Annotated in this window: 23 protein-coding genes; 9 read left to right on the top strand and 14 right to left on the bottom strand. The window is 71.9% G+C overall.

The features are described from left to right. Window positions 1–7: 7 nt before the first annotated feature. The 3 genes from ACWDZ7_RS11460 to ACWDZ7_RS11450 form a co-directional block, all read right to left on the bottom strand. A complete protein-coding gene (locus ACWDZ7_RS11460; RefSeq protein WP_451516844.1) occupies window positions 8–427 on the bottom strand; it encodes a CBS domain-containing protein in 420 nt (139 codons plus the stop codon). Between the two features lie 109 nt (window positions 428–536). Further along, a complete protein-coding gene (locus tag ACWDZ7_RS11455) occupies window positions 537–995 on the bottom strand; it encodes a PPOX class F420-dependent oxidoreductase (RefSeq protein WP_451796457.1) in 459 nt (152 codons plus the stop codon). A gap of 76 nt (window positions 996–1071) precedes the next feature. Then, on the bottom strand, window positions 1072–1704 hold the full coding sequence (locus tag ACWDZ7_RS11450) for a uridine kinase (protein WP_451796456.1): 633 nt from the start codon (window positions 1702–1704) through the stop codon (window positions 1072–1074). A 127-nt stretch (window positions 1705–1831) separates the two neighbouring features. Between ACWDZ7_RS11450 and ACWDZ7_RS11445 the strand changes: the two genes are divergently transcribed. Next, entirely contained in the window at window positions 1832–2311 is a 480-nt protein-coding gene (locus ACWDZ7_RS11445) for an anthrone oxygenase family protein (protein WP_451796455.1), read from the top strand. Window positions 2312–2324: 13 nt separating this feature from the next. On the opposite strand, the gene ACWDZ7_RS11440 is transcribed toward ACWDZ7_RS11445, so the two are convergent. The 3 genes from ACWDZ7_RS11440 to ACWDZ7_RS11430 are packed head-to-tail and all read right to left on the bottom strand — an operon-like array spanning window position 2325 to window position 4363. After that, window positions 2325–3122: an SAM-dependent methyltransferase gene (locus tag ACWDZ7_RS11440; RefSeq protein WP_451796454.1), complete on the bottom strand. Its 798-nt coding sequence runs from the start codon at window positions 3120–3122 to the stop codon at window positions 2325–2327. Between the two features lie 58 nt (window positions 3123–3180). Further along, window positions 3181–3501, bottom strand: coding sequence for a DUF397 domain-containing protein (locus ACWDZ7_RS11435; RefSeq protein WP_451796453.1), 321 nt, complete (start codon window positions 3499–3501; stop codon window positions 3181–3183). A gap of 1 nt (window position 3502) precedes the next feature. Continuing rightward, entirely contained in the window at window positions 3503–4363 is an 861-nt protein-coding gene (locus ACWDZ7_RS11430; RefSeq protein ID WP_451796452.1) for a helix-turn-helix domain-containing protein, read from the bottom strand. A 158-nt stretch (window positions 4364–4521) separates the two neighbouring features. On the opposite strand from ACWDZ7_RS11430, the gene ACWDZ7_RS11425 reads away from it, so the two are divergent. Further along, window positions 4522–5025, top strand: coding sequence for an ATP-binding protein (locus ACWDZ7_RS11425; RefSeq protein ID WP_451796451.1), 504 nt, complete (start codon window positions 4522–4524; stop codon window positions 5023–5025). A gap of 240 nt (window positions 5026–5265) precedes the next feature. After that, entirely contained in the window at window positions 5266–5697 is a 432-nt protein-coding gene (locus ACWDZ7_RS11420) for a hypothetical protein (RefSeq protein ID WP_451796450.1), read from the top strand. An 88-nt stretch (window positions 5698–5785) separates the two neighbouring features. On the opposite strand, the gene ACWDZ7_RS11415 is transcribed toward ACWDZ7_RS11420, so the two are convergent. From ACWDZ7_RS11415 to ACWDZ7_RS11400, 4 genes are all read right to left on the bottom strand, one after another. After that, entirely contained in the window at window positions 5786–5971 is a 186-nt protein-coding gene (locus ACWDZ7_RS11415) for a hypothetical protein (RefSeq protein WP_451796449.1), read from the bottom strand. A gap of 171 nt (window positions 5972–6142) precedes the next feature. After that, window positions 6143–6826 carry a DUF899 domain-containing protein gene (locus ACWDZ7_RS11410; RefSeq protein WP_451796448.1) on the bottom strand — a complete coding sequence of 228 codons (684 nt, stop codon included), beginning with the start codon at window positions 6824–6826 and terminating at the stop codon, window positions 6143–6145. A gap of 154 nt (window positions 6827–6980) precedes the next feature. Further along, window positions 6981–8426, bottom strand: coding sequence for an amidohydrolase (locus ACWDZ7_RS11405; protein WP_451796447.1), 1446 nt, complete (start codon window positions 8424–8426; stop codon window positions 6981–6983). Between the two features lie 97 nt (window positions 8427–8523). After that, complete coding sequence (locus ACWDZ7_RS11400; RefSeq protein ID WP_451796446.1) at window positions 8524–9576, bottom strand: phosphatidylinositol-specific phospholipase C domain-containing protein; 1053 nt, start codon at window positions 9574–9576, stop codon at window positions 8524–8526. 177 nt (window positions 9577–9753) lie between these two features. On the opposite strand from ACWDZ7_RS11400, the gene ACWDZ7_RS11395 reads away from it, so the two are divergent. Together ACWDZ7_RS11395 and ACWDZ7_RS11390 are read left to right on the top strand one after the other, a co-directional pair. Beyond that, window positions 9754–10353: a 2'-5' RNA ligase family protein gene (locus ACWDZ7_RS11395; RefSeq protein WP_451796445.1), complete on the top strand. Its 600-nt coding sequence runs from the start codon at window positions 9754–9756 to the stop codon at window positions 10351–10353. Window positions 10354–10517: 164 nt separating this feature from the next. Continuing rightward, a complete protein-coding gene (locus tag ACWDZ7_RS11390; protein ID WP_451796444.1) occupies window positions 10518–11024 on the top strand; it encodes a DUF3574 domain-containing protein in 507 nt (168 codons plus the stop codon). A gap of 98 nt (window positions 11025–11122) precedes the next feature. Here the strand turns inward: ACWDZ7_RS11390 and ACWDZ7_RS11385 are convergent, their stop codons facing one another. Genes ACWDZ7_RS11385 through ACWDZ7_RS11375 form a run of 3 tightly spaced genes read right to left on the bottom strand, consistent with a single transcriptional unit; the run spans window position 11123 to window position 16346 of the window. After that, window positions 11123–11560: a hypothetical protein gene (locus ACWDZ7_RS11385; RefSeq protein ID WP_451796443.1), complete on the bottom strand. Its 438-nt coding sequence runs from the start codon at window positions 11558–11560 to the stop codon at window positions 11123–11125. Window positions 11561–11620: 60 nt separating this feature from the next. Continuing rightward, window positions 11621–13009, bottom strand: coding sequence for an SWIM zinc finger family protein (locus ACWDZ7_RS11380; protein WP_451796442.1), 1389 nt, complete (start codon window positions 13007–13009; stop codon window positions 11621–11623). Between the two features lie 13 nt (window positions 13010–13022). Continuing rightward, window positions 13023–16346: a DEAD/DEAH box helicase gene (locus tag ACWDZ7_RS11375; protein WP_451796528.1), complete on the bottom strand. Its 3324-nt coding sequence runs from the start codon at window positions 16344–16346 to the stop codon at window positions 13023–13025. Between the two features lie 293 nt (window positions 16347–16639). Here ACWDZ7_RS11375 and ACWDZ7_RS11370 point away from each other — a divergent pair, with 293 nt between their 5' ends. The 4 genes from ACWDZ7_RS11370 (at window position 16640) to ACWDZ7_RS11355 (ending at window position 20715) form a co-directional block, all read left to right on the top strand. After that, window positions 16640–17632 (top strand): metallophosphoesterase family protein, encoded by a 993-nt coding sequence (locus ACWDZ7_RS11370; RefSeq protein WP_451796441.1) that lies wholly within the window; start codon window positions 16640–16642, stop codon window positions 17630–17632. 14 nt (window positions 17633–17646) lie between these two features. Next, a complete protein-coding gene (locus ACWDZ7_RS11365) occupies window positions 17647–18996 on the top strand; it encodes an MFS transporter (protein ID WP_451796440.1) in 1350 nt (449 codons plus the stop codon). Beyond that, a complete protein-coding gene (locus ACWDZ7_RS11360; protein ID WP_451796439.1) occupies window positions 18993–20111 on the top strand; it encodes a TolB family protein in 1119 nt (372 codons plus the stop codon). The genes ACWDZ7_RS11365 and ACWDZ7_RS11360 overlap by 4 nt, the downstream gene beginning before the upstream one ends. 145 nt (window positions 20112–20256) lie before the next feature. After that, window positions 20257–20715: an N-acetyltransferase family protein gene (locus tag ACWDZ7_RS11355; RefSeq protein ID WP_451796438.1), complete on the top strand. Its 459-nt coding sequence runs from the start codon at window positions 20257–20259 to the stop codon at window positions 20713–20715. Here the strand turns inward: ACWDZ7_RS11355 and ACWDZ7_RS11350 are convergent. Further along, window positions 20712–21947, bottom strand: coding sequence for a glycoside hydrolase family 6 protein (locus ACWDZ7_RS11350; protein WP_451796437.1), 1236 nt, complete (start codon window positions 21945–21947; stop codon window positions 20712–20714). The two genes, ACWDZ7_RS11355 and ACWDZ7_RS11350, sit on opposite strands and share 4 nt — an antisense overlap. Window positions 21948–22922: the final 975 nt, after the last annotated feature.

Below are 22922 nucleotides of genomic sequence, written 5' to 3'. Positions count from 1 at the left end.
GGCGGAGCTACCCCTGGGCGTACACGCTCTCGACCCAGCCCGCCAGCTGGTCGTCGGAGAGGTGCTTGGCCAGGTCGGCCTCGCTGATCATGCCGACGAGCCGTTTGTTCTCGATCACCGGCAGGCGGCGGATCTGGTGGCCCTGCATCTCCCGCAGGACCTCGTCGACATCGGCGCCCGAGTCGATCCAGCGCGGCGTGCCCTTCGCCAGGTCGCCCGCGGTGACCTGCGACGGATCGTGCCCCATGGCCACACAGCCGACCACGATGTCGCGGTCGGTGAGGATGCCGCAGAGCCGTTCGCTCTCGTCGCCGATGGGCAGCGCGCCCACGTCGAGCTCGCGCATCAGCTGGGCGGCGCGGTCCAGGGTCTCGTGCCTGGGGATCCACTGGGCCCCCGGGTGCATGATGTCTCCGGCGGTGGTCATCGGTACCTCCCGTTGCCGGGCAGTGTCCGGAGCGGCGCGAGCGCGCCGCTGGTCCCGGCGTCCTCATTCTCGTGGCGCCCCCGGCGAGCCGCATCCGGAGCCGAGCACCTCAGGGCGCGAACGTGATGACCTTGCGCGGGGTGACGCGGACGATGACGCGAATCTCGTCGTCCTTCTCCGCCGGCGGGTCGATGCCCAGGTACTTGTGCGAGAGCTCGTACGGCAGCCGCTTGCCCTCGTCCGGCAGGATCTCGGCGGTGCCCCGGATCTCGGCCGAGGAGTACGGGTTCGTGAGGTCGTAGACCGAGAGGCTGATGCGCGGGTCGCGTTCGAGATTGCGGACCTTCTGGCGTCCCGCGGTGGCGGAGAAGAGGATGGCGTCGCCGTCCCGTTTGATCCACACCACCGAGTTCTGCGGGGCGCCGCCCGGCCCCAGCGTGGCGACGCTGGCGAAGTTCCTGCCGTCGAGGAGGGTGCGGACGGATTCCCCGAGGACGACGGGGTTCGCCTGCGGGCTCGCGTTCGTATTCGCGTTCGTATTCGTGTTCGCGTTCGCGTTCGAAGTCATGGCCGCAGCCTATCTATATGCACGTGCATATAGATAGGCTTTCACGGAAGTGACCGGAACCGCCCCGGCCCCGGGGTCAGCCGCTCCACGCCGGACGGCGCGGATCGTCCGCCCGCACCACCACGTCGGCCACGGCCGCGGGGTCGGTCTCCGTCTCGTACCGCTCGAAGGCCGGAAGCGTCCATCGCTCCCCCTCCGGCGTACGCCGCCGCAAGGCACCCGGCGAGAGGCGTACGTGCACCGTCAGGTCGAACGGGAACCAGTGGCCGAGCAGCAGCGGCCCGTGCAGCAAGAGCACGCCGCCGGGCGGGAGCCGGACGTAGGGGCTGCGGGTGGCGCGGTCGGCCGCCGGGTCCCAGAGGTCGGGCAGGACGCGGCCCGTGCCCTCCGGGTCCAGCGGCCCGAGGACCTCGCGCCACAGCGCGCCGGTGTCGAACCAGCCGCTGTAGTACGCCTCCACGTCCTGACGCCCGTACTCCAGTCGCAGCGAGGCGGGCCGCAGGAAGTCCTCCGTGGCGACCACGAGCGAGGTCCGCCCACGCAGGCGCAGCGCGTCGCCCACCCGCCGCGCCAGTTCGCCGGTGCCGCTCGCAGGCGCCCCGTCCACGGCGACGCGCGGCCAGGGGCTGCCGTCGTTCGTCTTCAGGTCGAGCAGGCGGTCGGCGAGGGTGTCGGCCAGGCGTTCCCAGGTGATCGGTTCGAGTCGCACAGGTTCATGATGCCGTCACCCCTCCCTACAGGTTTCGCAATTGACTTGTGGGGATACGGGCCGCCGTGCAGGATCACTCGCGGCCCGTCCATCCGACGTAACGGCCTCATCCACCACGGGAGTTGCCATGATCGACGGACCGTACTTCGTCCTCACCGTGCTGGGCGTACTCGCCTGCGGTCTCACCGCCGGCGCCTTCGCCGCGTTCTCGGCCTTCGTGATGAAGGGCCTGGCCGCCCTGCCCCCGGCGCAGGGCATCGCCGCGATGAAATCGTTGAACGTCACCGCGGTCGGCCCGGCGTTCATGGCCGTGTTCCTGGGCGCGACGGGGCTCTGCGCGGTGCTCGCCGTCGTGACGTTCGTCCTCTGGCCGGAGGAGGGCACCTTCGAACTGCTGCTCGGCTGTGCGCTGCATCTCTTCGGCTCGTTCGGCGTGACCGTCGCCGCCAACGTTCCCCGCAACGACGCCCTCGCCGAGGTCGACCCGGACAGCGAGGCGGGCGCGACGTACTGGCGTACGTACGTACGTGAATGGAGCGCCTGGAACCACGTGCGCGGCGTGGCCTCGCTCGCCGCGTCGGCGTGTTTCATCCTGGCCCTGACCTGATCCCCGCCCGCTCTCAGGGCTTGCGCGCCACCGCCCCGTACCCCGGCGTCGGCCCCTCCCCCGCGTCCGGTGCGCGCTCGCCCAGCTCCGGCTTCCACTGGTCGATGACCGCGACTCCGGGATCCACCATCTCGTACCCCTCGAAGAAGCGGGTCACCTCGGCGCGCGTACGCAGCGCCAGCGTCATGCCGCGTGCCTTGTACAGCTCCCCGGCCTGCTGCGCCGTGTCCGGCGTGAACTCGCCCGTGCCGTGCGACAGCATCAGATGACTGCCGGAGGGCAGTGCCCGCATCAGACGGTCCACCAGGTCGTACGCGCCGTCCTCGTCCGCGATGAAGTGCAGCAGCGCGACCAGCGACAGGGCGACGGGCCGGTCGAAGTCGAGGACGCGCGCGGCCTCTTCGAGGATCTTCTCGGGCTCGCGGAAGTCCGCCTGGATGTACTCGGTGACGCCCTGCGGCGTCGAGCGGAGCAGCGCCTCGGCGTGGGCGAGGACGATGGGGTCGTTGTCGCAGTAGACGACACGCGTCTCCGGAGCGATGCCCTGTGCGATCTGATGGAGGTTCGGTTCGGTCGGTATGCCCGTGCCGATGTCCAGGAACTGCCGTACGCCCTGGGTCGTGAGCCAGCGCGTGGCGCGCTGCATGAACGCGCGGTTGGCCCGCGCCATCGTCAGGACCCGCCCGTCCATGGCGACGAGCTGGCGGCCCATCTCCTCGTCCACCGGGTAGTTGTCCTTGCCGCCCAGGAACCAGTCGTACATCCGTGCGGGGTGCGGCTTGCTGGTGTCGATGTACGACGGGTCGGTCATGGCAGCTCCACGGGTCAGTGCAGGCTCAGGGGTTTCAAGAGGCTTGGGTCAAGGAGGGTCACGACAGCAGGAAGTCCGCTTCGCCCGCCTTCGCCCCCTGGATGAACGCGTTGATCTCCCCGTGCGTGTAGATGAGCGCGGGGCCGTCGGGGTCGGCGGACTGGCGCACCGCGACCCTGCCGTCGGCCAGCTTCATGGCCTCCAGGCAGTTGCCGCCGTTGCCGCCGCTCCACGGCTTGTGCCAGCCGTCGTTGCCGAGGTCACGGGCGGGCATGCCGTTGTAGATCCGGGACTCGCCGCGGGATTCGACGCGCGAGTCGTCGCGGGCTCCTGGTGAACGCGGACCGGCGGGGCGGGTTCCGGCTCGATGTCGGTCCATGTCACAGCTCCTTGCGGACGTCCCGGAGGATGTCCTTCGTGCGTTGTGCCGTGGCGGCCTGCGCCGCCATGCGGTCCATGACCTCCAGGTGGGTGGCCACCTCTTTGCGCGCGTCCAGGTAGACGGCGCCGGTCAGGTACTCGCTGTAGACCATGTCGGGCAGCTCCGCCATGGCGAAGCGGAAGAGCACGAACGGTCCGTACGTTCCGGGGTGCGGGCCCGCCGCGAACGGCGCCACCTGCAGCGTGACATGGGGCATCTCGGTGGCTTCGAGCAGCCGGTCGAGCTGTTCGCGCATCACCTCGGGGCCGCCCACGGGTCTGCGCAGCGCGGTCTCGTCCATCACGACCCACAGCCGGGGCGCGTCCTCGCGGGCGAGCAGCGCCTGGCGCTCCATGCGCAGCGCCACATACCGCTCGATGTCCGCGGGGCGGGTCTGGCCGATGGCGCCGGAGCGCATGACCCCGTGCGCGTACTCCCTGGTCTGGAGCAGGCCGGGCACGAAGTGCGGCTCGTAGGACCTGATGAGGCTGGCGGCGCCCTCCAGGCTGACGTACATGCTGAACCAGCCGGGCAGGATGTCGTGGAACCGCTGCCACCAGCCCGGCTTGTTGGCCTCCTCGGCGAGCGACACGAAGGCCTCGGCCTCGTCGTCGGCGACGCCGTAGGCCTTCAGGAGCAGCTGGAGATACGGGATCTTCAGCGCGACCTCGGCCGTCTCCATGCGGCGGACGGTGGCCGGGGCGACGCGCAGGATCTTCGCCGCCTCCTCGCGTTTCAGACCCGCGCTCTCGCGCAGATCCTGCAGGCGACGACCGAGGACGACCTGGCCTACCGTCGGCGCGGACCGCGGTTCGCTCACGTCTCCTACCTCCACCTGACTCCGCGTTGTCACAACTCACACCGCACCGCGAGCTGTTGCGAGCAGTGTGCCATGTGCCGTCTCGGAGGGACACGCCACTGTGCACTTTTCAGAGTGGGTCTTGCCAAGGTGTTCTGGGCGGGGCGATAGTGGAGAGCGTGACTCCGCCCGCGCTGTTAGGAACCGAAGCCGTCGGAGGCCGTCTCGGCGTTCTCGCCGAGGCCTGGCCCGAAGACGCCGCCGAGGTCTGCGTCAGTTTCGCCCTCGCCCCGAGACCGGGCTCCGTAGCGCAAGCCAGACGGCTGATGCGCGCACGGCTCGGCGACTGGGCGGTGCGTGACGACGACGCCTGCGACGCGGCGGCACTCATCCTCTCCGAACTGGTCACCAATGCCGTGGTGCACACCGCGAGCCGGCGGATCATCTGCGAGTTCTGCGCGGATCCGGAGAAGCTGCGAATAGCCGTACGTGACGAAGGCTGCGGTTCAGGGATGCCGCGCCCGGTGCACAGGGGGGCCGACGATGAGCACGGGAGGGGATTGCTACTCGTCGACGCGGTGAGCAGTGCGTGGGGCGTCCACGACGCGGGGCCCGGGATCGGGCGAACGGTGTGGGCGGAGTTGCGGCGGACGCCGACGGAAGCAGTGTCGGCGTCCGCGTAGACCGAAGAAGTTTTCGCGTGGACCGAAGAAGTTACGCATAGACCGAAGAAGTTACGCGTAGACCGAAGAAGTGACGGCACGACCGATTGCGGCGGCGCGGACCAGAACGATGGCGTCGGCGTATACGGGGAACGCGTGTGCGGAGAACGGCGCGCGCGGAGAACAGGTACGGGTATCGGGTGAGTCGAGCGTGGCAGTGACGCGGGCGGGGGGCATGTGAGCGCGGGTACGGTGCGGCCGTTGGATCTGAACACCTTGGTCCGGCTCTCCCGGCGACGACAGCGCGCCGGAGCCCCGCCACCACCGCCCACGCGGCTCGACCTGCCCGAAGGAATGACCCAGCCGCTCGGGTGCGACGCGGTGGCGGTGCCCGCGGCGCTCGGGCCCCGGCTGATGTCCCGGCTGCCGCGCGTGGGCTGTGTGTACGAGGACGGGCCGCGCTGGTGGTGGATCGTGCCCGCCGACTCCGACGTCGCCATGGAGTGGCCCGCGCCGGTCGCCTACTCTGCGGGCGCGGTCGTCCGGGACGGCGGGCGACGGCGCCCCGTGCTGATCAATCGTCCGGACGGCGACGTCCCCTACACGCCGCCGATTCCGCTGTATCTGGCGTTGTGCCGGGCGACGGGGACGACGCCCGGGTGGTCTCGCGCGCGGGGCGCTCCGCTGGGTTGAGCGGTCTCTCGGTCGGTTCCTTCCCCGCGGATCGCCCGTGGCTGGTCGCGCAGCTCCCGCGCCCCTTACGGGGCCCGGTCGGGTGCCCTCACGCCGCCGCGCGGGTCTCCTCCGGCTCGCGCATGATCACCAGGAAGGCGTCCGAGGCGAGGTCCATCACGACCTCCGCGGGCCGGCCCTCCTGGCGGCGGGCCCGGGCGAACTCCTCCGCGGGCCACGACCCGCGGGGTCCGCCCGCCGGAAACCGCTCCAACACCACTGGTGCGTTCGTCATGTTCCTGTCCCCCGTACCGTTCTGGTCCATACGCGGTCCGAAGACCCTGTACTGAGGAGAACGCGCGGAACCCGTCCGAAGGCTCGCGATGTAACCGGACCGAGACGGAGTTGCGGCATTTCCCAGGGTTCTCCCCGGGAGCGGCCTCCTCCTGCGAGGCTCCGGGGAGTCTCAGTCCTCGTACTCGTCGTGGTACCGCACCCGCGCGCTGCCCGCCGGGGCGCCGAGCGCCGACGCGCGTCCCCTGGGCCGCTCCCACTCCTCCTGCCGGCCGAGCGCGGTGAGGTCGAGGAGGCTGGTGGTGGAGCCGATGCCGTCCAGGCCTCGGGCGAACGTCGCGTACGTGTGGTAGACGCGGTCGCCGGACCGCAGGAAGCAGTTGATCGCGGGCACGTCATGCGGCTCCTCGGCGAAGGACGCCTGGAAGTCGTGGTTGAAGTCGCCGCCGTTCGTCGAATACCAGGGCACGGTCCAGCCCATGCGGGCCTTGAAGGTGAGGAGCGCGGTGTACGGGGCGCGGGAGACGGCGACGAAGTTCGTACCGCGCGCCCGCAGATGTGCGAGGTGTCCGATCTGGTCGAGGAAGGCGGAGCAGCTGCGGCAGCCCGCGTCCCACTCGGGGGCGAACATGAAGTGGTAGACGATCAGCTGGTCCCGGCCGTCGAAGAGGTCGAGCAGCGTCTCCTTCCCGTCGGAGCCGTCGAAGTAGTACTCCTTGTCGACCTCCACCATCGGCAGTCCGCGCCGCGCGGCGTTGAGCGCGTCGCGAGCGCGGGTGGCGGCCTTCTCCTTGGCCAGCAACTCCTCACGCGCGACGAGCCACTCCTCGCGTGTGACGATGTCCGGAAGTCCCATGGCGTGTCTCCTCCACCCTTCGGGCGCGTACCTCTGTGAAGGGTGGACCGCCGGGGTGTGCGGAACTCATCGCTCGCGGGTGAGAAAAGCCGAAGAAAGTTGAGAACTCCCCCTGCGCCGCGGGCCAGAGGCTGTGGCAGGGCGCGGCCCGCGATCATCCCTCGTACTCCTGGACCCGTCCGCCATGGCTCCGGTCGACCAGTTCGGGCAGCAGTTCGCCCAATTCCCGTACGGTTTCCCGCACGTCGATGGTGAGCGGTTCGCGGTCGCGCATCACGACCCTGCCGTCCACGATGGTGGTGCGCACGTCACCGGAGCGGGCGCTGTGTACGAGGGTCGCGGCGAGGTCGTGCACGGGCTGTGTGTGCGGCCCGGTCAGGTCCACGAGGATGATGTCGGCCCGTCGCCCCTCGGCGAGGCCGCCGATCTCCCGACCGAGCCCGACGGCCCGCGCGCTCTGCAGCGTGGCGTGGTCCAGGGCCTGGCGGGCGGTGAGCCAGGTCGGGTCGTTCTCCGCGTGCTTCTGGACGAGGGCGGTGAGCGTCATCGACTCCCATACGTCGAGGGTGTTGTTGGACGCGGCGCCGTCCGTGGCCAGGCCGACGGGGATGCCGGCCTCGCGCAGCGCCCGCACGGGTGTGGTGTCCCAGCCGAACTTCAGATAGCCGCGGGGCGCCGAGGCGACGGCGACGCGTCCGGCGGCACGTTCGGCGGCGCGGCGCAGTACGGGGAGGTCGCGGGCGGTGTCGAGGCCGGTGGCGTGGGCGATGAGGAGGTCCACGTCGAGGAGCCCGGCGCGCTCCAGGACCTCGATGGGCGTGCGGCCGTGGCGGGCCAGGCTGTTCTCGGTCTGCTCGCGGTTCTCGGCGGCGTGGATGTGCACCAACAGCCCGTGTTCGCGAGCGAGGTCGGCGGTGGCGGCGAGATCGGTGTCGTCGACGGTGTAGGGGGCGTGCGGGGCCAGACAGGTGGTGACGCGCCCGTCGGCGCTGCCGTGCCGGCGCAGCGCGAAGTCGAGCGAGGCGGCCCGCCCTTCGGGCCCCTGGGAGCTGAAGTAGGCCTGGCCGAGGACGGCGCGCAGACCGCTCTCCTCGGTGACGTCGGCCACGGTGTCCATGGCGAAGTAGTGGTCGGCGAAGGTGGTGACGCCGCCGCGGATCATCTCGGCGCAGGCGAGCCGCGCGCCTAGCCCGACCGTGCGTTCGGTCAGATTGGACTCGATGGGCCAGATCCAGTCGTTGAACCACGCGTGGGCGGGCAGATCCTCGGCGAGGCCGCGCAGGGCCACCATCGGGGTGTGCGTGTGGCAGTTGATGAGGCCGGGGAGGGCGACCGTGCCTCGGCCGTCGATTTCCTCGGGGTGGTGGTCGGCGGGGCCTGCGGGGCCCATGGTGTCCGTGAGGGCCGTGGCCTCCGTGGGGGTGACGGAGGCGATGACTCCGTCACGTACGACGATCGTGGCGTCCTCGATGAAGACGATCTCCCCGTACGGGTCGTGGGTCAGGGCGGTGCAGCCGGTGATACGAAGGTCGGCGGGGCCCGGCGTGGGGGGCGGGGAGGGCGGCGGCGTGGGGGGCGGCGGCGTGGGGGGCGGCGTCATTTCTTCACGGTAGTGCGAGTGCGTACGCCATGGGCCGGGTCAGCTCCGCCACGGACAAGGCGGAGGGCCCGGGGCCCTGGAGGAGCCAGTTCCGGGCTCAGCCCCGCGGAAGCACGGTCGAGAGCACACCCGGCAGCGGATACCAGTCCGACGACACGATGCTGGCGTGCCGCCCCGCGAGCAGCGCGACCCGCTCCTTCGCCTGCGCCTCGGTCGGACGCGTCCCGTCGATGGCCGGGGCGACACTGTGGGCGTCGGTCATGACGACGAGATAGCGCCGGTCGGCGTACCACCGCGTGTCGATGCCCCCGCCCGCGTACGCGGAGGCGTCCCCGTCGAACAGCACGAACCACGGACGGATCGACGCGTCCGCGTACCGCCCGCGCGGATCACCCGCCTCCGCGCCCAGCACGGCGGGGAAGGCGGCGGCCTCACCCAGGCGGCCCGCCGCGGCGAGGTCGCGCAGATGCGTGGCGTACTCGCGGTCGGTCCACAGGGTGTCGGCGGGGTTGCCCTGCTCGACCGTGCCGGGTATCAACTCGACCACGAACTTCCCGGCGAGTTCGGAACGCCGGGGCCAGCCCTTGGCGCGTACGGCGTCGTCGAGAGAGGCGTGTCCGGCGGCCAACCGGCCCGGCCGATACAGGGCGTCGCCCAGGGCGGTCGTCAGGAGCGCGTCGAGTTCGGCGGGTCCGCGCCCGCGTCTGCCCTGGAACCCGTCCTTCAGTTCGACCTTGACCAGGATCGGGCGGTGGCCCGGATGGGCGTCGTGCCAGCTGCGCATGTCCCTCAGGCATCCGGCCAGGCTCTGGTTGCGCGGCTTGGTACGCAGCTCACCGGGGTTCTGGGCGTTCTCGCAGTTGTTGTCGTTGCCGAGCGGGTTGCTGTGGGACACCCGCCATCCGCTGCCGAACACGTTGGTCCACACGTCGAGTTCCAGCATTCCGGCACCGGAGTCGAGGGCGTCGGCGAAGTAGGGGTGCTTCGACTTCTCGTACGCGTTGTGCAGCCCGACGCCGGTCGTGGCCGAGTACGCGGAGCCCGGCGCGGGATCGTCGGCGGCGACCGCGGCGCCGCTCCCGCCCCCCAGGACACCCCATGCGAGGACCGCTCCCGCCACCAGCCCGACCACTCCCCTGCGCACCGCCACGCCCACCGCCCCCTCGCACCCACTCCGGTCAAGTCATGGGCAACGTAAGGGAGTCGAGTGACGTGAGGGAAGACGGCGGCTTACGGCTTTGGGGTGCCGGGGTTGGCCGTGACACGATGCCGCGCTGTGAGCACTGGGGTACGAGGGTCGGCAGAGGCGAGGGCGAGAGCGAGGGGGTTGGTTGCGGCACCGGAACGGGAAGCCGTGCCGCCGGCGGCCGACGGCTGGGCCGACCTGCCCGGCGACACGGCCCTGAGCATCCGCGTCCCCGAGGCGAACCCCCTGGTGAGCGCCGGCTTCCCGGCCCATGTCACGGTGCTCTACCCGTTCCTCAACAAGTCCCGCTTCTCCGCGTCGACCCACGCCGACCTGACGGAGCTGTTCGCGGCGCACGCGCCCTTCACGCTCACGTTCACCGGGTTCCGCCGCTACCCGGGCGTCCTCTACCTTCCGCCGGACCCCGACGCCCCGATCCGGGCCCTCACCACGTCCCTCACCGCCCGCTGGCCCGAGGCGGTCCCCTACCGGGGCATCTTCACTCCGCCTCTCGCTCCCCACCTGACACTCGCGAACCACGAGGGCCCGGAGACGTACGAAGCCGCCTACGACGCCCTTGAGTCCCGGCTCGCCCCTCACCTGCCGCTCGTCAGCCGGATCAGCTCGGTGCACCTGATCGTGACGGACGGGGCGGGCGGCGGCTGGCGGGACCTCATGACGTACCGCCTGGGAGGGGCGGACGGACCCGCGCTCTGTGACGAGCGTGCCGAGCGGGCGTGAATCCGCCGGGCGGAATTCAAGACTTACCGCCGGAAGAGCGGCTGGTGGGGCGGGTGCGTCCGATACGGTTTGCGGCCGATACGGGTCTACGAAGACGACGAGTCCCCGGCATGTACCGGGGGTTGACGTCCGTACCCTCACCCTCCACCGAAAGGGATCGTCCCGTGGCTCTCAGCCTCTCCCGCATCACCCGTACCCGACTCGCCGTGGCCGGCGCCGCGACCGCGGTCCTGGCGGTCGGCGCGCCGGCGGCGTACGCCTCGCTGGACGGCGAGTCGCGCCCGTCGTCCTCGGCGGCGTCCTCCGCGACGTCGTCCTCCGCGTCGGAGGTCACCCGGGGCAAGCCCTTCGTCGAGACCCGGCTCTTCTTCGGCACGGAACGCCCCGACGGCGGACCCGCCGTCACCGACAAGCAGTTCATGGCCTTCATCGACAAGGAGGTCACGCCCGGCTTCCCCGACGGGCTGACCATCCAGGACGGGCGCGGGCAGTGGCGTGACTCCAACGGCAAGATCGAACGCGAGCGTTCGTACGAGCTGATCCTGCTGTATCCGACAGGCGAGGCGCGCAAGCGGGACGTGCTGATCGAGGAGATCCGCAGCGACTACGAGAAGGCGTTCGCGCAGGACTCGGTGGCGCGGCTGGACGAGCGGACCAGGGTGGACTTCTGAGGCTTCTGCGGCTTCTGCGGCTTCTGCAGTGGACGGCGGTGTCCCAGTCGCTGGTCGAGAAAGGCTCGCTCCGTCATGGCGCGCACGTCCGAGGCAACTCAAGGCTCTCGGTGGTGACCAGTGATGAGCTTTCCGGCCTGGATGACGGTGCCGTGCTGCACACCACCACTGATGGTGTTGTACGTGACGTCACCCCGAGGCTCTCCCCCGCCACCCTCGGAGGCCAATTCGGCGAGCAGGGCCCGCAGCTCAGCGGCAGCGGCCGGATCGGCGGCGAGTCTGCGCCGGAGCCGCGAACGCCACTCCGCCTGCACATCGGCCGCCATGTCCGCGTCTTCGGTCTCCCGCGCGGCGACCAACTCGGCCCGCGCCTCGTCCAGCTCCCCGACGACGGCGTCGTCCGCGCCCCCGGGTCCCTCGCCCCGCGAGAAGAACCCGGCGACCCGGTCCCGGGCCTGCGCCCACCCGTCGGCCACCATCTGCTGCACGAGCGCCGCCGCCCCGGCGGCTGCCAACGCCGTCAACTCAGCGTCCACAGGGCCTCCTTCTCCGCGTCCGAGGCCTTCACCGTAACGCGCCCCACCGACAATTCCTCATCAAGGTGTGGAGGCTCCGCGGCGCGAGCCGGGTGCGGGCTCGGTGCGGGCTGGACCGTCCCCGATCACCCCCGCCACCGCCCCCACCACGTCCTCGTCCGCCTCCCCCTCCGGCCACCAGTCCTCCGCGCCCGGCTCGCTTCGGTACGGGTACCAGCGGCCGTCGCGGCCGTAGCGGATCTGGAGGGAGGCTTCGAGGTTCGTGAGGGTGTTGCGGTGGATCGTCATGCGAGGGAGGTCTGCCGCTGTGAGGGCGCCTCGGGCGCGGTCGAAGGGGCCCGCCGGAGGGTCCCAGAGGGATTCCAGGGCCGCCAGGCCCTTCTCGCCGCCCTGGCGCCAGGCCGCCGCCGCCCGTGAGAGGTCGGCGGGGGTGCTGCCCACCGAGCGGGCCAGTTCGGCGAATTGGCGACTGAAGGTGCGGCGGCCCGTGAGGCCGGGATGGGAGGCCGCCAGGCGGACCGCGTCGTGCCAGGGGGACGTGGCCGTGAAGGGGTCCGCGCCCGTGGTGAGGAAGGCGTGGGCCCTGGTCGCCGCGTCCGTGATCAGGAACTCCAGGGATGTCGGATCCGGGGCGCCGGGGAGCGAGGGCAGCACCGGGGGCTCGCCGGGGCGGGCCGGGGGCGCCTGCGGGGGCGGCAGCGCGGGGCGGTACTCCGTGGCCAGGACGGACCGGGCCGGGGTGCCGGGCAGGGTCGGCCCGGACGAGGAGGGTGGGGGCGGGGTGGCCGCCTGCTGTTCCGCCGCCGACTTGTGCGCGTTGCGGCGGGACAGCTCGTCCAGCAGGTCCTGCTCCTCACCGCCGCGCAGCAGCAGGAGGACGAAGGGGTCGGCGTCCAGGAGGCGGGCCGTCTGGTAGGCCAGGGCGGCCGCGTGTTTGCAGGGGTGGCCCCGGTCCGGGCAGGTGCAGGAGGGTGCCAGCTCGCGTGCGCCGGGCAGGAGTTGGACATCCGCCCGGTTCGCCGCCTCGGCCAGGGCGTGCGGCATGTCCTTGTCGAGCAGGGCCGCGATGTGCGCGGGGTCCGTGGCCACCGCGTCCAGGAAGCGGTCCCAGTGTTCGGGGAGCATCGTCCGCAGGCGGATCTCCGCGCGGTAGGGGCGGGGGCGGCTGCCGTGGACGTACGCGACGATGCGGCCCGGCGCGACGGTGATCGTGTCGACCGCGCCTTCGCGGGCGTACGCGCGGCCGCGCGCCAGGCGTGCCTGGTCCAGGGCGCTCTCCTCCAGCGCGTCGATCCACGCGTTCCCCCACCAGGACGTGGCGAAGGGCGCCTGGGGGTCGGCATGCGCCGGCAGGGCGGGGAAGACGCGGCCGCTGCCCATGCGGCTGGTCTCGCTCATGCCGCTGGCCCAGCCCAGGCCGCCACGGCCGGATCCGGTCCTCGGCTTCACGTCGTCCTCCTCTTCACGTCGTCCTCCTCAGCGCCACCAGGTCCGCCAGTTCCGCGTCGGACAGTTCGGTGAGCGCCGATTCGCCGCCGTCGCCGAGCACCGCGTCCGCCAACGCCTGTTTCGCCGCGAGGAGTTCCGCGATGCGGTCCTCGACCGTGCCCTCCGTGACGAGGCGGTGGACCTGCACCGGCTGGGTCTGGCCGATGCGGTACGCGCGGTCGGTGGCCTGCTCCTCGACGGCCGGGTTCCACCAGCGGTCGTAGTGGATGACGTGGCCCGCCCGGGTCAGGTTCAGGCCCGTGCCCGCCGCCTTCAGGGAGAGGAGGAAGACGGGGATCTGGCCCGACTGGAAGCGGTCCACCATCTCCTCGCGCCGCGCGACCGGCGTGCCGCCGTGCAGGAGCTGGGTCCCGATGCCCCTGGACGACAGATGTGTCTCCAGGAGGCGGGCCATCTCCACGTACTGCGTGAAGATCAGGACAGCGCCCGCGCTCTCCGACTCCGTGAGGATCGTGTCGAGGAGTTCGTCGAGCAGCTCCAGCTTGCCCGAGCGGGGGCGGCCCGACCGGGTGGTGAGCATGCCGTCCTTCAGATACTGCGCCGGGTGGTTGCAGATCTGCTTCAGCGCCATCAGCAGCTTCATCACCAGGCCGCGGCGGGCGATGCCGTCCGACGCCTCGATGCGGGCCAGCGTCTCGCGCACCACCGCTTCGTAGAGCGAGGTCTGTTCGCGGGTGAGCGTGACCGGGTGGTCGGTCTCCGTCTTCGGCGGCAGCTCCGGGGCGATGCCGGGGTCGGACTTCTTGCGGCGCAGGAGGAAGGGGCGTACGAGACGGGACAGGCGGGTCAGCGCCTCGTCGTTCTCGGCGGTCTCGCCGCCCTCCACCAGGCGTGCGTGCCGGGCGCGGAACGCCTTCAGGGGGCCGAGGAGCCCGGGGGTCGTCCAGTCGAGCAGGGCCCAGAGCTCGGAGAGGTTGTTCTCCACGGGGGTGCCGGTGAGCGCGACACGGGCCGGGGAGGGGATCGTGCGCAGCGCCTTCGCCGTCGCCGCGTGCGGGTTCTTGACGTGCTGCGCCTCGTCCGCGACCACCAGCCCCCAGGGTGTGGCGGCCAGTTCGGGAGCGCTCGTACGCATCGTGGCGTACGTGGTGAGGACGAAACCGTCGGTCAGCCCGGTGAGTGTGCGGGCCGGGCCGTGGAAGCGGCGCACCGGTACGCCCGGCGCGAACCGCTCGATCTCCCGCTGCCAGTTGCCGAGCAGCGAGGCCGGGCAGACCACGAGCGTCGGCGCGGGGTGGGCGCGGTGGAGGTGGAGGGCGATCAGCGTGATCGTCTTGCCGAGGCCCATGTCGTCGGCGAGACAGCCGCCGAGGCCGAGCGAGGTCATCCGGTCCAGCCAGGCCAGGCCCCGCAGCTGGTAGTCGCGCAGGGTCGCGTGCAGGCCGGGCGGCTGGTCGACCGTGTCGAGGTCGTCCGTCACGCGCTCGCGCAGCCTCGCCAGCGCGCCGACGGGCACGGCGGGGACCTGCTCGCCGTCGACGTCCGCCGTGCCGGTGAGCGCGACCGACAGGGCGTCCACCGGGTCGAGCAGGCCGAGGTCGCGCTTGCGTGCCTTGCGTACGAGTTCGGGGTCGACCAGGACCCATTGGTCGCGGAGGCGGACCACCGGGCGGTGCGCCTCCGCGAGCAGGTCCAGCTCCGCCTCCGTCAGTGGGTCGTCCGGCTGGTCGCCGAGCGCCAGCTGCCAGCGGAACTCGAGGAGTTCCTCCGTCTTGAAGAAGTCGAAGTTGTCGGCGGCGGTGCCCGGTGCGGGGCGGACGACGGCCGTCGCGGTGAGGCCGCGCGTCAGCTCTCGCGGCCAGTGGACGGCCACGCCTGCCGCGCCGAGCCGGCCGGCCGTCACGCCCAGGAGGTCGTACAGCTCGTCCTCGCTCAGCGGCAGCACGTCGGGGCGCGGCCGCTCCAGGAGCCTGGCGAGCGGCGGCCATACGCGGGCGGCGCGGCGCAGCGCGAGCAGCGTGTCGACCCTGGCCCGCGGGCCGAAGTGATCGGCGGCGCCCGCCCAAAGTTGCGGGACGTCGGTCACGAGCGAGGGGTCGGCGAGGCTGTGCACCTGCACGATGGCGGCTGCGGTGCTGGAGACGGCTGCGTGGGGGATGCGTTCTTGGGCGGCGGTCGGGGCGTGGGCCTGGGTGCCGTGTGCGGCGCTGGTCTGGGTGGCGTGCGCAGCGCGGGCCTGGGTGCTGCTCGCTGTGCTGGCCTCGGCGGCGGTCGCGGCACGGGCCTGGATGCCGTGCGCGGCGCGGGCCTCGGCGCCATGCGCGGCATGGGCCTCGGCGCCGCTCGCTGCGCTGGCCTCGGCGCCGTTCTCCTTGGTGGCCGCGGTGCTGGTCTCGGTGCCGTCTGCGGCAGTGGTCTCGGCACCGGCTTCGGCAGTGGTCTCGGCACCGGCGGCGGAACCGGCCGTGCCTTCGGAGCCGGAGTCGGAGCTGGAGCCGGAGCCCGGCGTCTCCCCCGCGTCGAACACCTCGTGCGCCCGCAGGTCGAGCCGTAGGGAGACCCGTACCCCCGCGTCCATCCCGGCCGCGACCTCCGCCGCCCACTCCCGCGCGCCCGGCAGCCGCTGTGGCTCGCGGGCCGCGAAGGGGGCGCCGACCGCGTGCGCGGCCGCGGGGCTGCGCGGCAGGGCGTCCACCACCGCGTCCACGAAGGCTCTGACCAGGGCGAGCGGCTCCGGCAGCAGTAGTGGTCCGCTCCCGGGCAGGGGTACGGCGTGCGCCTCGGCGGGCAGTGCGGCGGCGATGGCGCGCAGCTGTGCGACATCGGCCTCGTCGAGCGGTCCCGCACGCCACGCGTCCAGGTCTGACGCGGTGAGGCCGGGCAGCAGCCTGCCCCGCGCGGCGAGGTGCAGCGCGTGCCGGGCGGCCGCGGCCCAACAGGCGGCGGCCGGGTGCGGGTGCCTGCGCGCGGTGCGCAACAGGAGCGGCACGGCGTCGGCCACCGGCAGAAACAGCGCGGGCACGGTACGGGGGCGGGCGCCCTTGCCGTGCTTACGGGCGACCACGAGATCACCCCGCCGGTCCCCCCTGCCGGACGGGACCAGACCCGGCCCGCCCCGCCCGGCGCCCTCGCCCGCTGCTCCCCGAGCGGCAGTAGGTCCCTCGTCCCTCGCACCCTCAAGCCCCGTCACCCCCGGCAGCTCTCCCCCGTCCGGCCGCCAGAACGCGAGCCGGCCCTCCCTCGGCACCTCCGCCGGCAGGAAGACGGCCGCGCAGGAACGTACGAGAAGGGCATGGTCGGCCGACGCCACCGCCTCCTCCGCCGCCTCCGACGTCATCGCCGCCACCTCGCTCAGCCCCTGCCCACGCCACCTGTCCCCCACGTTCGCCACCCTAGGCGAGACCACTGACAACCCCTGGCCAGGCAACCCGAGCGCCCCCGCCCTGGGCCCGACCCGGGCCGCGCCCGCGCCCCGCGGCTCCCGACAACCGTGCCCCGCCGAACCCCGCGCGAACACTGGAAGGAAAGTTTCCTAACAATAATTCACCCCAAGTTCTTGACGCGCACATGCCGCATCGCCAGGATTCCCCGAGACGGCCCGGCACCCCCACGTCAACCGAGGAGACGGACATGTCGCCCACCCCCCGCGCCATGAATTCCCGTACGCCCAAATCGTCTGCGCGCAGGGCCCGCTGGGGCATCCCCCTCGCCGCGGGCGCCTCGCTCGCCCTGATCGGCGGCGTCCTGCTCTGGTCCCCGGCCGAGAAAGCCGACGCCTCCCCCAACGCCGAGTCCAACGCCGAGTCCAACGCCGAGCCCAGGGCCGGCTTCACCGCGGTCGCCGCCGGTGACATCGCCGAGCAGTGCACCGCGAGCAGCAGCAGCTGCAAGCACCCCAAGACCGCGGCCCTGGTCAAGCAGATCAACCCGTCCTTCGTGATGACCATGGGCGACAACCAGTACGACGACGCCCGCCTGAAGGACTTCAAGAACTACTACGACAAGACCTGGGGCGCCTTCAAGAGCAAGACCCGCCCCATCCCCGGCAACCACGAGACCTACGACCCGGCCGGTCCCCTCAAGGGCTACAAGTCCTACTTCGGGTCCATCGCCTACCCCGACGGCAAGAGCTACTACAGCTTCGACCAGGGCAACTGGCACTTCATCGCCCTCGACTCCAACAGCTTCGACGACGACGAGCAGATCGACTGGCTCAAGGCCGACCTCGCCGCCAACTCCAAGAAGTGCGTCGCCGCGTACTGGCACCACCCGCTCTTCTCGTCCGGCGGGCACGGCAACGACCCCGTGGGCCGGCCGGTGTGGAAGATCCTCCAGGAGAACAAGGCCGAACTGGTGCTGAACGGCCACGACCACCACTACGAGCGGTTCGCCCCACAGGACGCGGACGGCAAGGCCGACGCGAACGGCATCGTCGAGCTCCTCGGCGGCATGGGCGGCGCCAACCCGTACGACATCGAGGAAGTGCAGCCCAACAGCCAGAAGCGGATCACCAAGACCTTCGGCGTCATCAAGCTGAACTTCAGCGACACCGGGTTCTCCTGGAACCTCGTCGCCACGGACGGCTCGACGAAGGACACCAGTCCGTCGTACACCTGCCGCTGAGACGAACGAACGCCATGTATCTGGCCACCACCGCTACCACCGCTACCACCGCCACCACCGACGCGGTCGCCAAGGCCTCGAAGAAATCCGAGGAGGAGTTCTCGGAGAAGTCCTCGGAGAAGTCCTCGGAGAAGTCCGAGACCCGGCGCGGCCGCGTCGCCGCACCCGTCCTCGCGCTCGGCGCGGTCAGCCTGGTCACGGACATCTCCTCCGAGATGGTCACCGCCGTCCTGCCGCTCTACTTCGTCCTGCAACTCGGCCTGTCCCCGCTCCAGTTCGGTTTCCTCGACGGGCTCTACAACGGCGTCACCGCCCTGGTGCGCCTGGTCGGCGGGTACGCCGCCGACCGCGGCGGACGGCACAAACTCGTCGCCGGCGGCGGTTACGCCCTCTCCGCGCTCTCCCGCCTCGGGCTCCTCCTCGCGGGCGGCGCCACCGCCGGTATCGGCGCGGCACTCGCCGCCGACCGCATCGGCAAGGGCGTGCGGACCGCGCCGCGCGACGCGCTCATCTCGCTGAGCAGCCCGCCCGACGCGCTCGGCCGCGCGTTCGGCGTGCACCGGGCCATGGACACCACGGGCGCGCTCCTCGGGCCGCTCGCCGCGTTCGCGCTGCTGTGGGCGACCGCGGACGCCTACGACGCCGTGTTCGTGGTGAGCTTCTGCTTCGGACTCCTCGGAGTGCTGACGCTGGTCGCGTTCGTGCCCGGCCACCGCGAGCAGACGGCCCGCCGAACCAGGCCGCCGGGCCCGGCCGCGCAGCGCCCCAAGGCACTCGGCCTGCTCCGCGTCCCCGCCTTCCGGCGCGTCCTCGTCGCCGCCTCGCTGCTCGGCGCGGCCACCATCGGCGACGCGTTCCTCTACCTCCTCCTCCAGCGGCGGCTCGACTTCGCCGTGTCGTGGTTCCCGCTGCTGCCGCTGGGCGCCGCCGCGGTCTATCTGCTGCTCGCCGTCCCTGCCGGGCGGCTCGCCGACCGCGTCGGGCGCCGCGTGCCCTTCCTCGCCGGGCACGTGGCTCTTCTCGGCGGCTACGTCCTGCTGCTCGCGCCCACCGACGGATGGCCGCTCCTCATCGGCGTACTGCTTCTCCTCGGTGTGTTCTACGCCTCCACCGACGGCGTCCTGATGGCCCTGGCCACGCCCGTGGTGCCCGGTGAGCGGCGGGCCGGCGGCATGGCCGTGCTGCAGACCGGACAGGCCCTCGCCCGGCTGCTCGCCGCCGCCGGGTTCGGCGCGGCCTGGACGCTGTGGGGCGTCGGCACGGCGCTGACCTGCGCGGTCATCGCACTGGCCGCGGCGCTGGCGGGGGCGGCCGCGCTGCTTCCCCGTACCGAGCCACATCCCCGTGCCGAAAGGTCCCCATGACTTCGTCCACATCCACCGCGCCACGGTCGCTGCGCTCCCGGATCGTCGCGGTCGCCGTGGCCGCCGCCGTCCTCGCGGGCGTCGCCGTCGCGTACACCCTGCACGCGGCACAGCGCGCGCAATCCGCCGACGCCGTATCGGAGTTCGGCCTCGACCGGGGGCAGCTGTACTTCCGCAGCACGGAGGCGGGCGCGGGCCGTGTCGCCCGCCTCCCGGCACCCGGCAAAGCCTCGGACCGGAGGGACTGGGGGGACCGGACGGACATGACGGGCCAAACGGGCCAGGCGGACCAGGCGGACCAGGCGGACCAGGCGGACCAGGCGGACCAAGCAGGCCGGACCGCCCGGACCACCGGCGGCCCGTCCTGCGAGCGCTTCTACGCCGCCGCCCGCACCGGCCTGTGCCTGCAGCGCCGCTCCGGGATCCCGCCCAAGTCGTACGCCGTGGTCCTCGACGACCGCCTCCGCGAGAAGCGCCGCATCGCGCTGACCGGCATCCCCAACCGGGCCCGCGTCTCCGCGTCGGGCCGGATGCTGTCCTGGACGATGTTCGCCACCGGTGACTCCTACGCGGGCTCCTCCTTCTCCACCCGCACCTCGATCCTGGACACCCGTACCGGCTACCTCATCAAGAACATGGAGGAGATCCCCCTCACCCTCGACGGCCGCCGCTACCACTCCCCCGACGTCAACTACTGGGGCGTGACCTTCACCAAGGACGACAACCGCTTCTACGCGACCGTCTCGACCAAGGGCAAGACGTATCTCGTGCGCGGCGACATGAAGAAGTGGGCGGCGACCGCTGTGCGCGAGAACGTCGAATGCCCCTCCCTCTCCCCCGACAACACCCGCCTCGCCTTCAAGAAGCGCGTACGGAAGGGGACGCGCGACCCGTGGCGGCTGTACGTCCTCGACCTTCGTACGATGCGTGAGCAGCTGCTCGCCGAGCGGCGGAGCGTCGACGACCAGGCCGCCTGGCTGGACGACGGCACACTCGCGTATGCCCTGCCGGGCGAGGACGGACGGAAGTCGGACATCTGGTCGACGCCCGCGGACGGTTCGGGCGAGCCGACTCTGCTGGTACGGGGCGGAAGTTCGCCGGCGGCGGTGCGCTGAGAGGTAGACGGTGCGGCGCCTTCCCGGGGGCGTACTAATCCGGATGCGCACGCGACGGCGATCACGCATGATCAGCATCCGTCATCCGTCATCCGTCATCCGTAATTCGTCATCCGCCATCCGTCATCCGTCCCTTGGAGAGCCCTTGACTTCCGTTCCGGTCGACCTGCGCCAGGCCACCGAGCCCGACGGTGCCGCTGTCGCCGACGTCTATCTGCGGTCCTACGACGCCGCGTTGCCGACGGTGCGGCGGGCGCATACCGACGCCGAGGTGCGGGAGTTCTTCGAGTACGTCGTCGTGCCGCGCGGCGGAACGTGGATCGCGGAGGCGGCGGGCGAGGCCGTCGGCATGATGGTGCTCGACGGGGACGAGCTGAGCCAGCTCTACCTCGCCCCCCAGTGGCGGGGGCACGGCATCGGCGACCGTTTCGTGGCGCTGGCCAAGGAGCGCAGCCCCGAGGGGCTCGCGCTGTGGACGTTCCAGGTCAACGCGCCGGCGCGGCGGTTCTACGCACGCCATGGGTTCGTCGAGGCGGAGCGGACGGACGGTTCGGACAACGAGGAGCGTGAGCCGGACATCCGCTGCGTCTGGCGTCCGCGCTAGCCGACGGCCCGTTGGGCGAGGCCCAGTGCGTACTGCGGCCACCACCTGCCGGCCCGCGGCCCGCCCCGGCAGGTTCCGTCGGACTCGCCGGGCCGTTTGATCCACAGGTAGGCGTCGAGTGCGGCGTCGCCGGTGACAGTGGTGGGGGGCGTGCCGAGCGCGCGGCCGGGCGGATTGCACCAGGCGTCGTCGCCTTGGTAGGGGCCGTTGCCGTTGCGGCTGGTGTCGATGACGAAGTGCTTGTCGCCGCCGAGTGCGGCGGCGAGCCGGTGACCGTACCGTGTACTCGCCTCGTTGGTCTGGAAGTTGGATACGTTCAGCGCGAAGCCGTCGGTCCGGTCGATCCCGGCGCTGCGCAGTGGGGCGACCAGGCGCCGTACGTCGGGGATCCAGCCGGCGTTGCCCGCGTCGAGGTACACCTTGGTGTTCGGGTGGCTCTTGAGGCGCTGGACCGCGTAGGCGAGCAGCCGGTACCGCTCTCGGGCGTCCGCTCCGCGGCAGCCGGCCACCATGTGCGCGACGGCGTCCGGTTCCACGATCACGTACGTGCCCGTGGCGCCGAGGCCCTTGGCGAACTCGTCGATCCACCGACGGTAGTGGGCGGCGTCGCGGGCACCGCCGGACGAGTAGGAGCCGCAGTCCCGGTACGGAATGAAGTAGGCGACGAGGACCGGGACGCGCCCCGCCTTGGCCGCCGCCTCGACGTGGGCCCGTACGACGGCGCCGGGCCCGTCCTCATTCAGCCACACGGCCTGCGGCCGCCCGGCGATGCGCTCGATGAGCAGAGCATCATCGGCCCGCCCTCGCGCACGCCACTCACCGACCTGCCTCGCGGCGGCACTGTCCGGGTCGACCCAGAAGAGGGGCGCGTCTTTGGGTGGCGAGGTGGGCTCGGGTGGGGAGGTGGGCTCGGGTGGGGAGGTGGGCTCGGGCGGGTCGGTGGGCTCCGGCTGGGGGGTGACCTCGGGCGAAGCTGCGGGATCGGGCTGGGGGGTGACCTCGGGGGAGGCTGTGGGATCGGGCTGGGGGGTGACCTCGGGGGAGGCTGTGGGATCGGGCTGGGCTGTGGGCTGGGGCGAGGCAGCGGCGTCCGTCGGGACAGTTCCCCCGGGGGAGACGGTGGGCTCGGGCGGAGCGGTCATCTTGGGCGAGGCAGCGGTCTCCGTCGGGGCAGTGGCCTCAGGCGAGACGGTGTCCCCGGGCGAGACGGTGACCTCGGACGAAGCAGTCACTTTGGGGGAGGCAGTGCCTTCAGTCGGAGCAATGGCCCCAGGCGAGACAGCGGCGTCCATCGGCGTAGTTGCCTCAGACGAGACGGTGACCTCGAACGAAGCAGTCACTTTGGGGGAGGCAGTGCCTTCAGTCGGAGCAGTGGCCCCGGGCGAGGCAGCCACCTCCATCGGCGCAGTCACCTCAGGCGAGACAGTGACCCCCGACGAAGCAGTCACCTTAGGCGAGGCAGCGGCCTCCGTCGAGGCAGTTGTCCCGGGTGAGACGGCGGTTTCGGGCCAGGCGGCGCCCTCCTTCGGTGCAGTCACCTCAGGCAAGACGGCGCCCCCGGGCTGAGCAGCGGCCTCGGGCGGAGCAGTAGCCCCAGGCGAGATGGTGCCCCCGGGCGGAGCAACAGCCTCAGGCGAGGCAGTAGCCCCAGGCCAGACGGTGGTCCCGGGCACAAGACCAGCCGCAGGCAGGACGCCGGTCCCGGGCAAGACACCAGCCGCGGGCAGGACGTCAGTCCCCGGCGCGACACCAGCCGAAGGCCGCACGCCGGCCGCAGGCAAGACCCCGGCCGCCACCGTGCCCCCCATGGCTCCCACGCCCGAAAGGAGTACGACCGTGAGAACCACCCGGAGAAGCGGGAATCGGCGCCGCGGGCGGAGGCGGCGAGAAGGTGGCTGGGACACCGGACGGCTCCACGTGCTCGGCGCCGGTCCTGCCCGACGCTTTCTCCGGAGTCTGCGGCGGTCGCGACCCGGCGGCGACCCGAACTCCGCCCGAACGGCGGAAGATCACCCTGACGGCAGCGGATCCCGAGCGGCCCCGTTGACGACGGGCATCCCTCGCTTGGACCACGGGTGCGGTGGACCGAACCCGTCCGATGGACCACAGGTAGCGGTGGACCGAACCCGTCCGACCGGACCTGACCGGACCCAGCCGGACCCAACCAGACCCCACCAGACCCAGCCGGATCCGACCGGAACCAGCCG

The organism is Streptomyces sp. NPDC003032 (assembly GCF_053591415.1).
The sequence above is the reverse complement of the archived record's forward strand: the minus strand, read 5'-3'. Positions and strand labels throughout refer to the sequence as shown.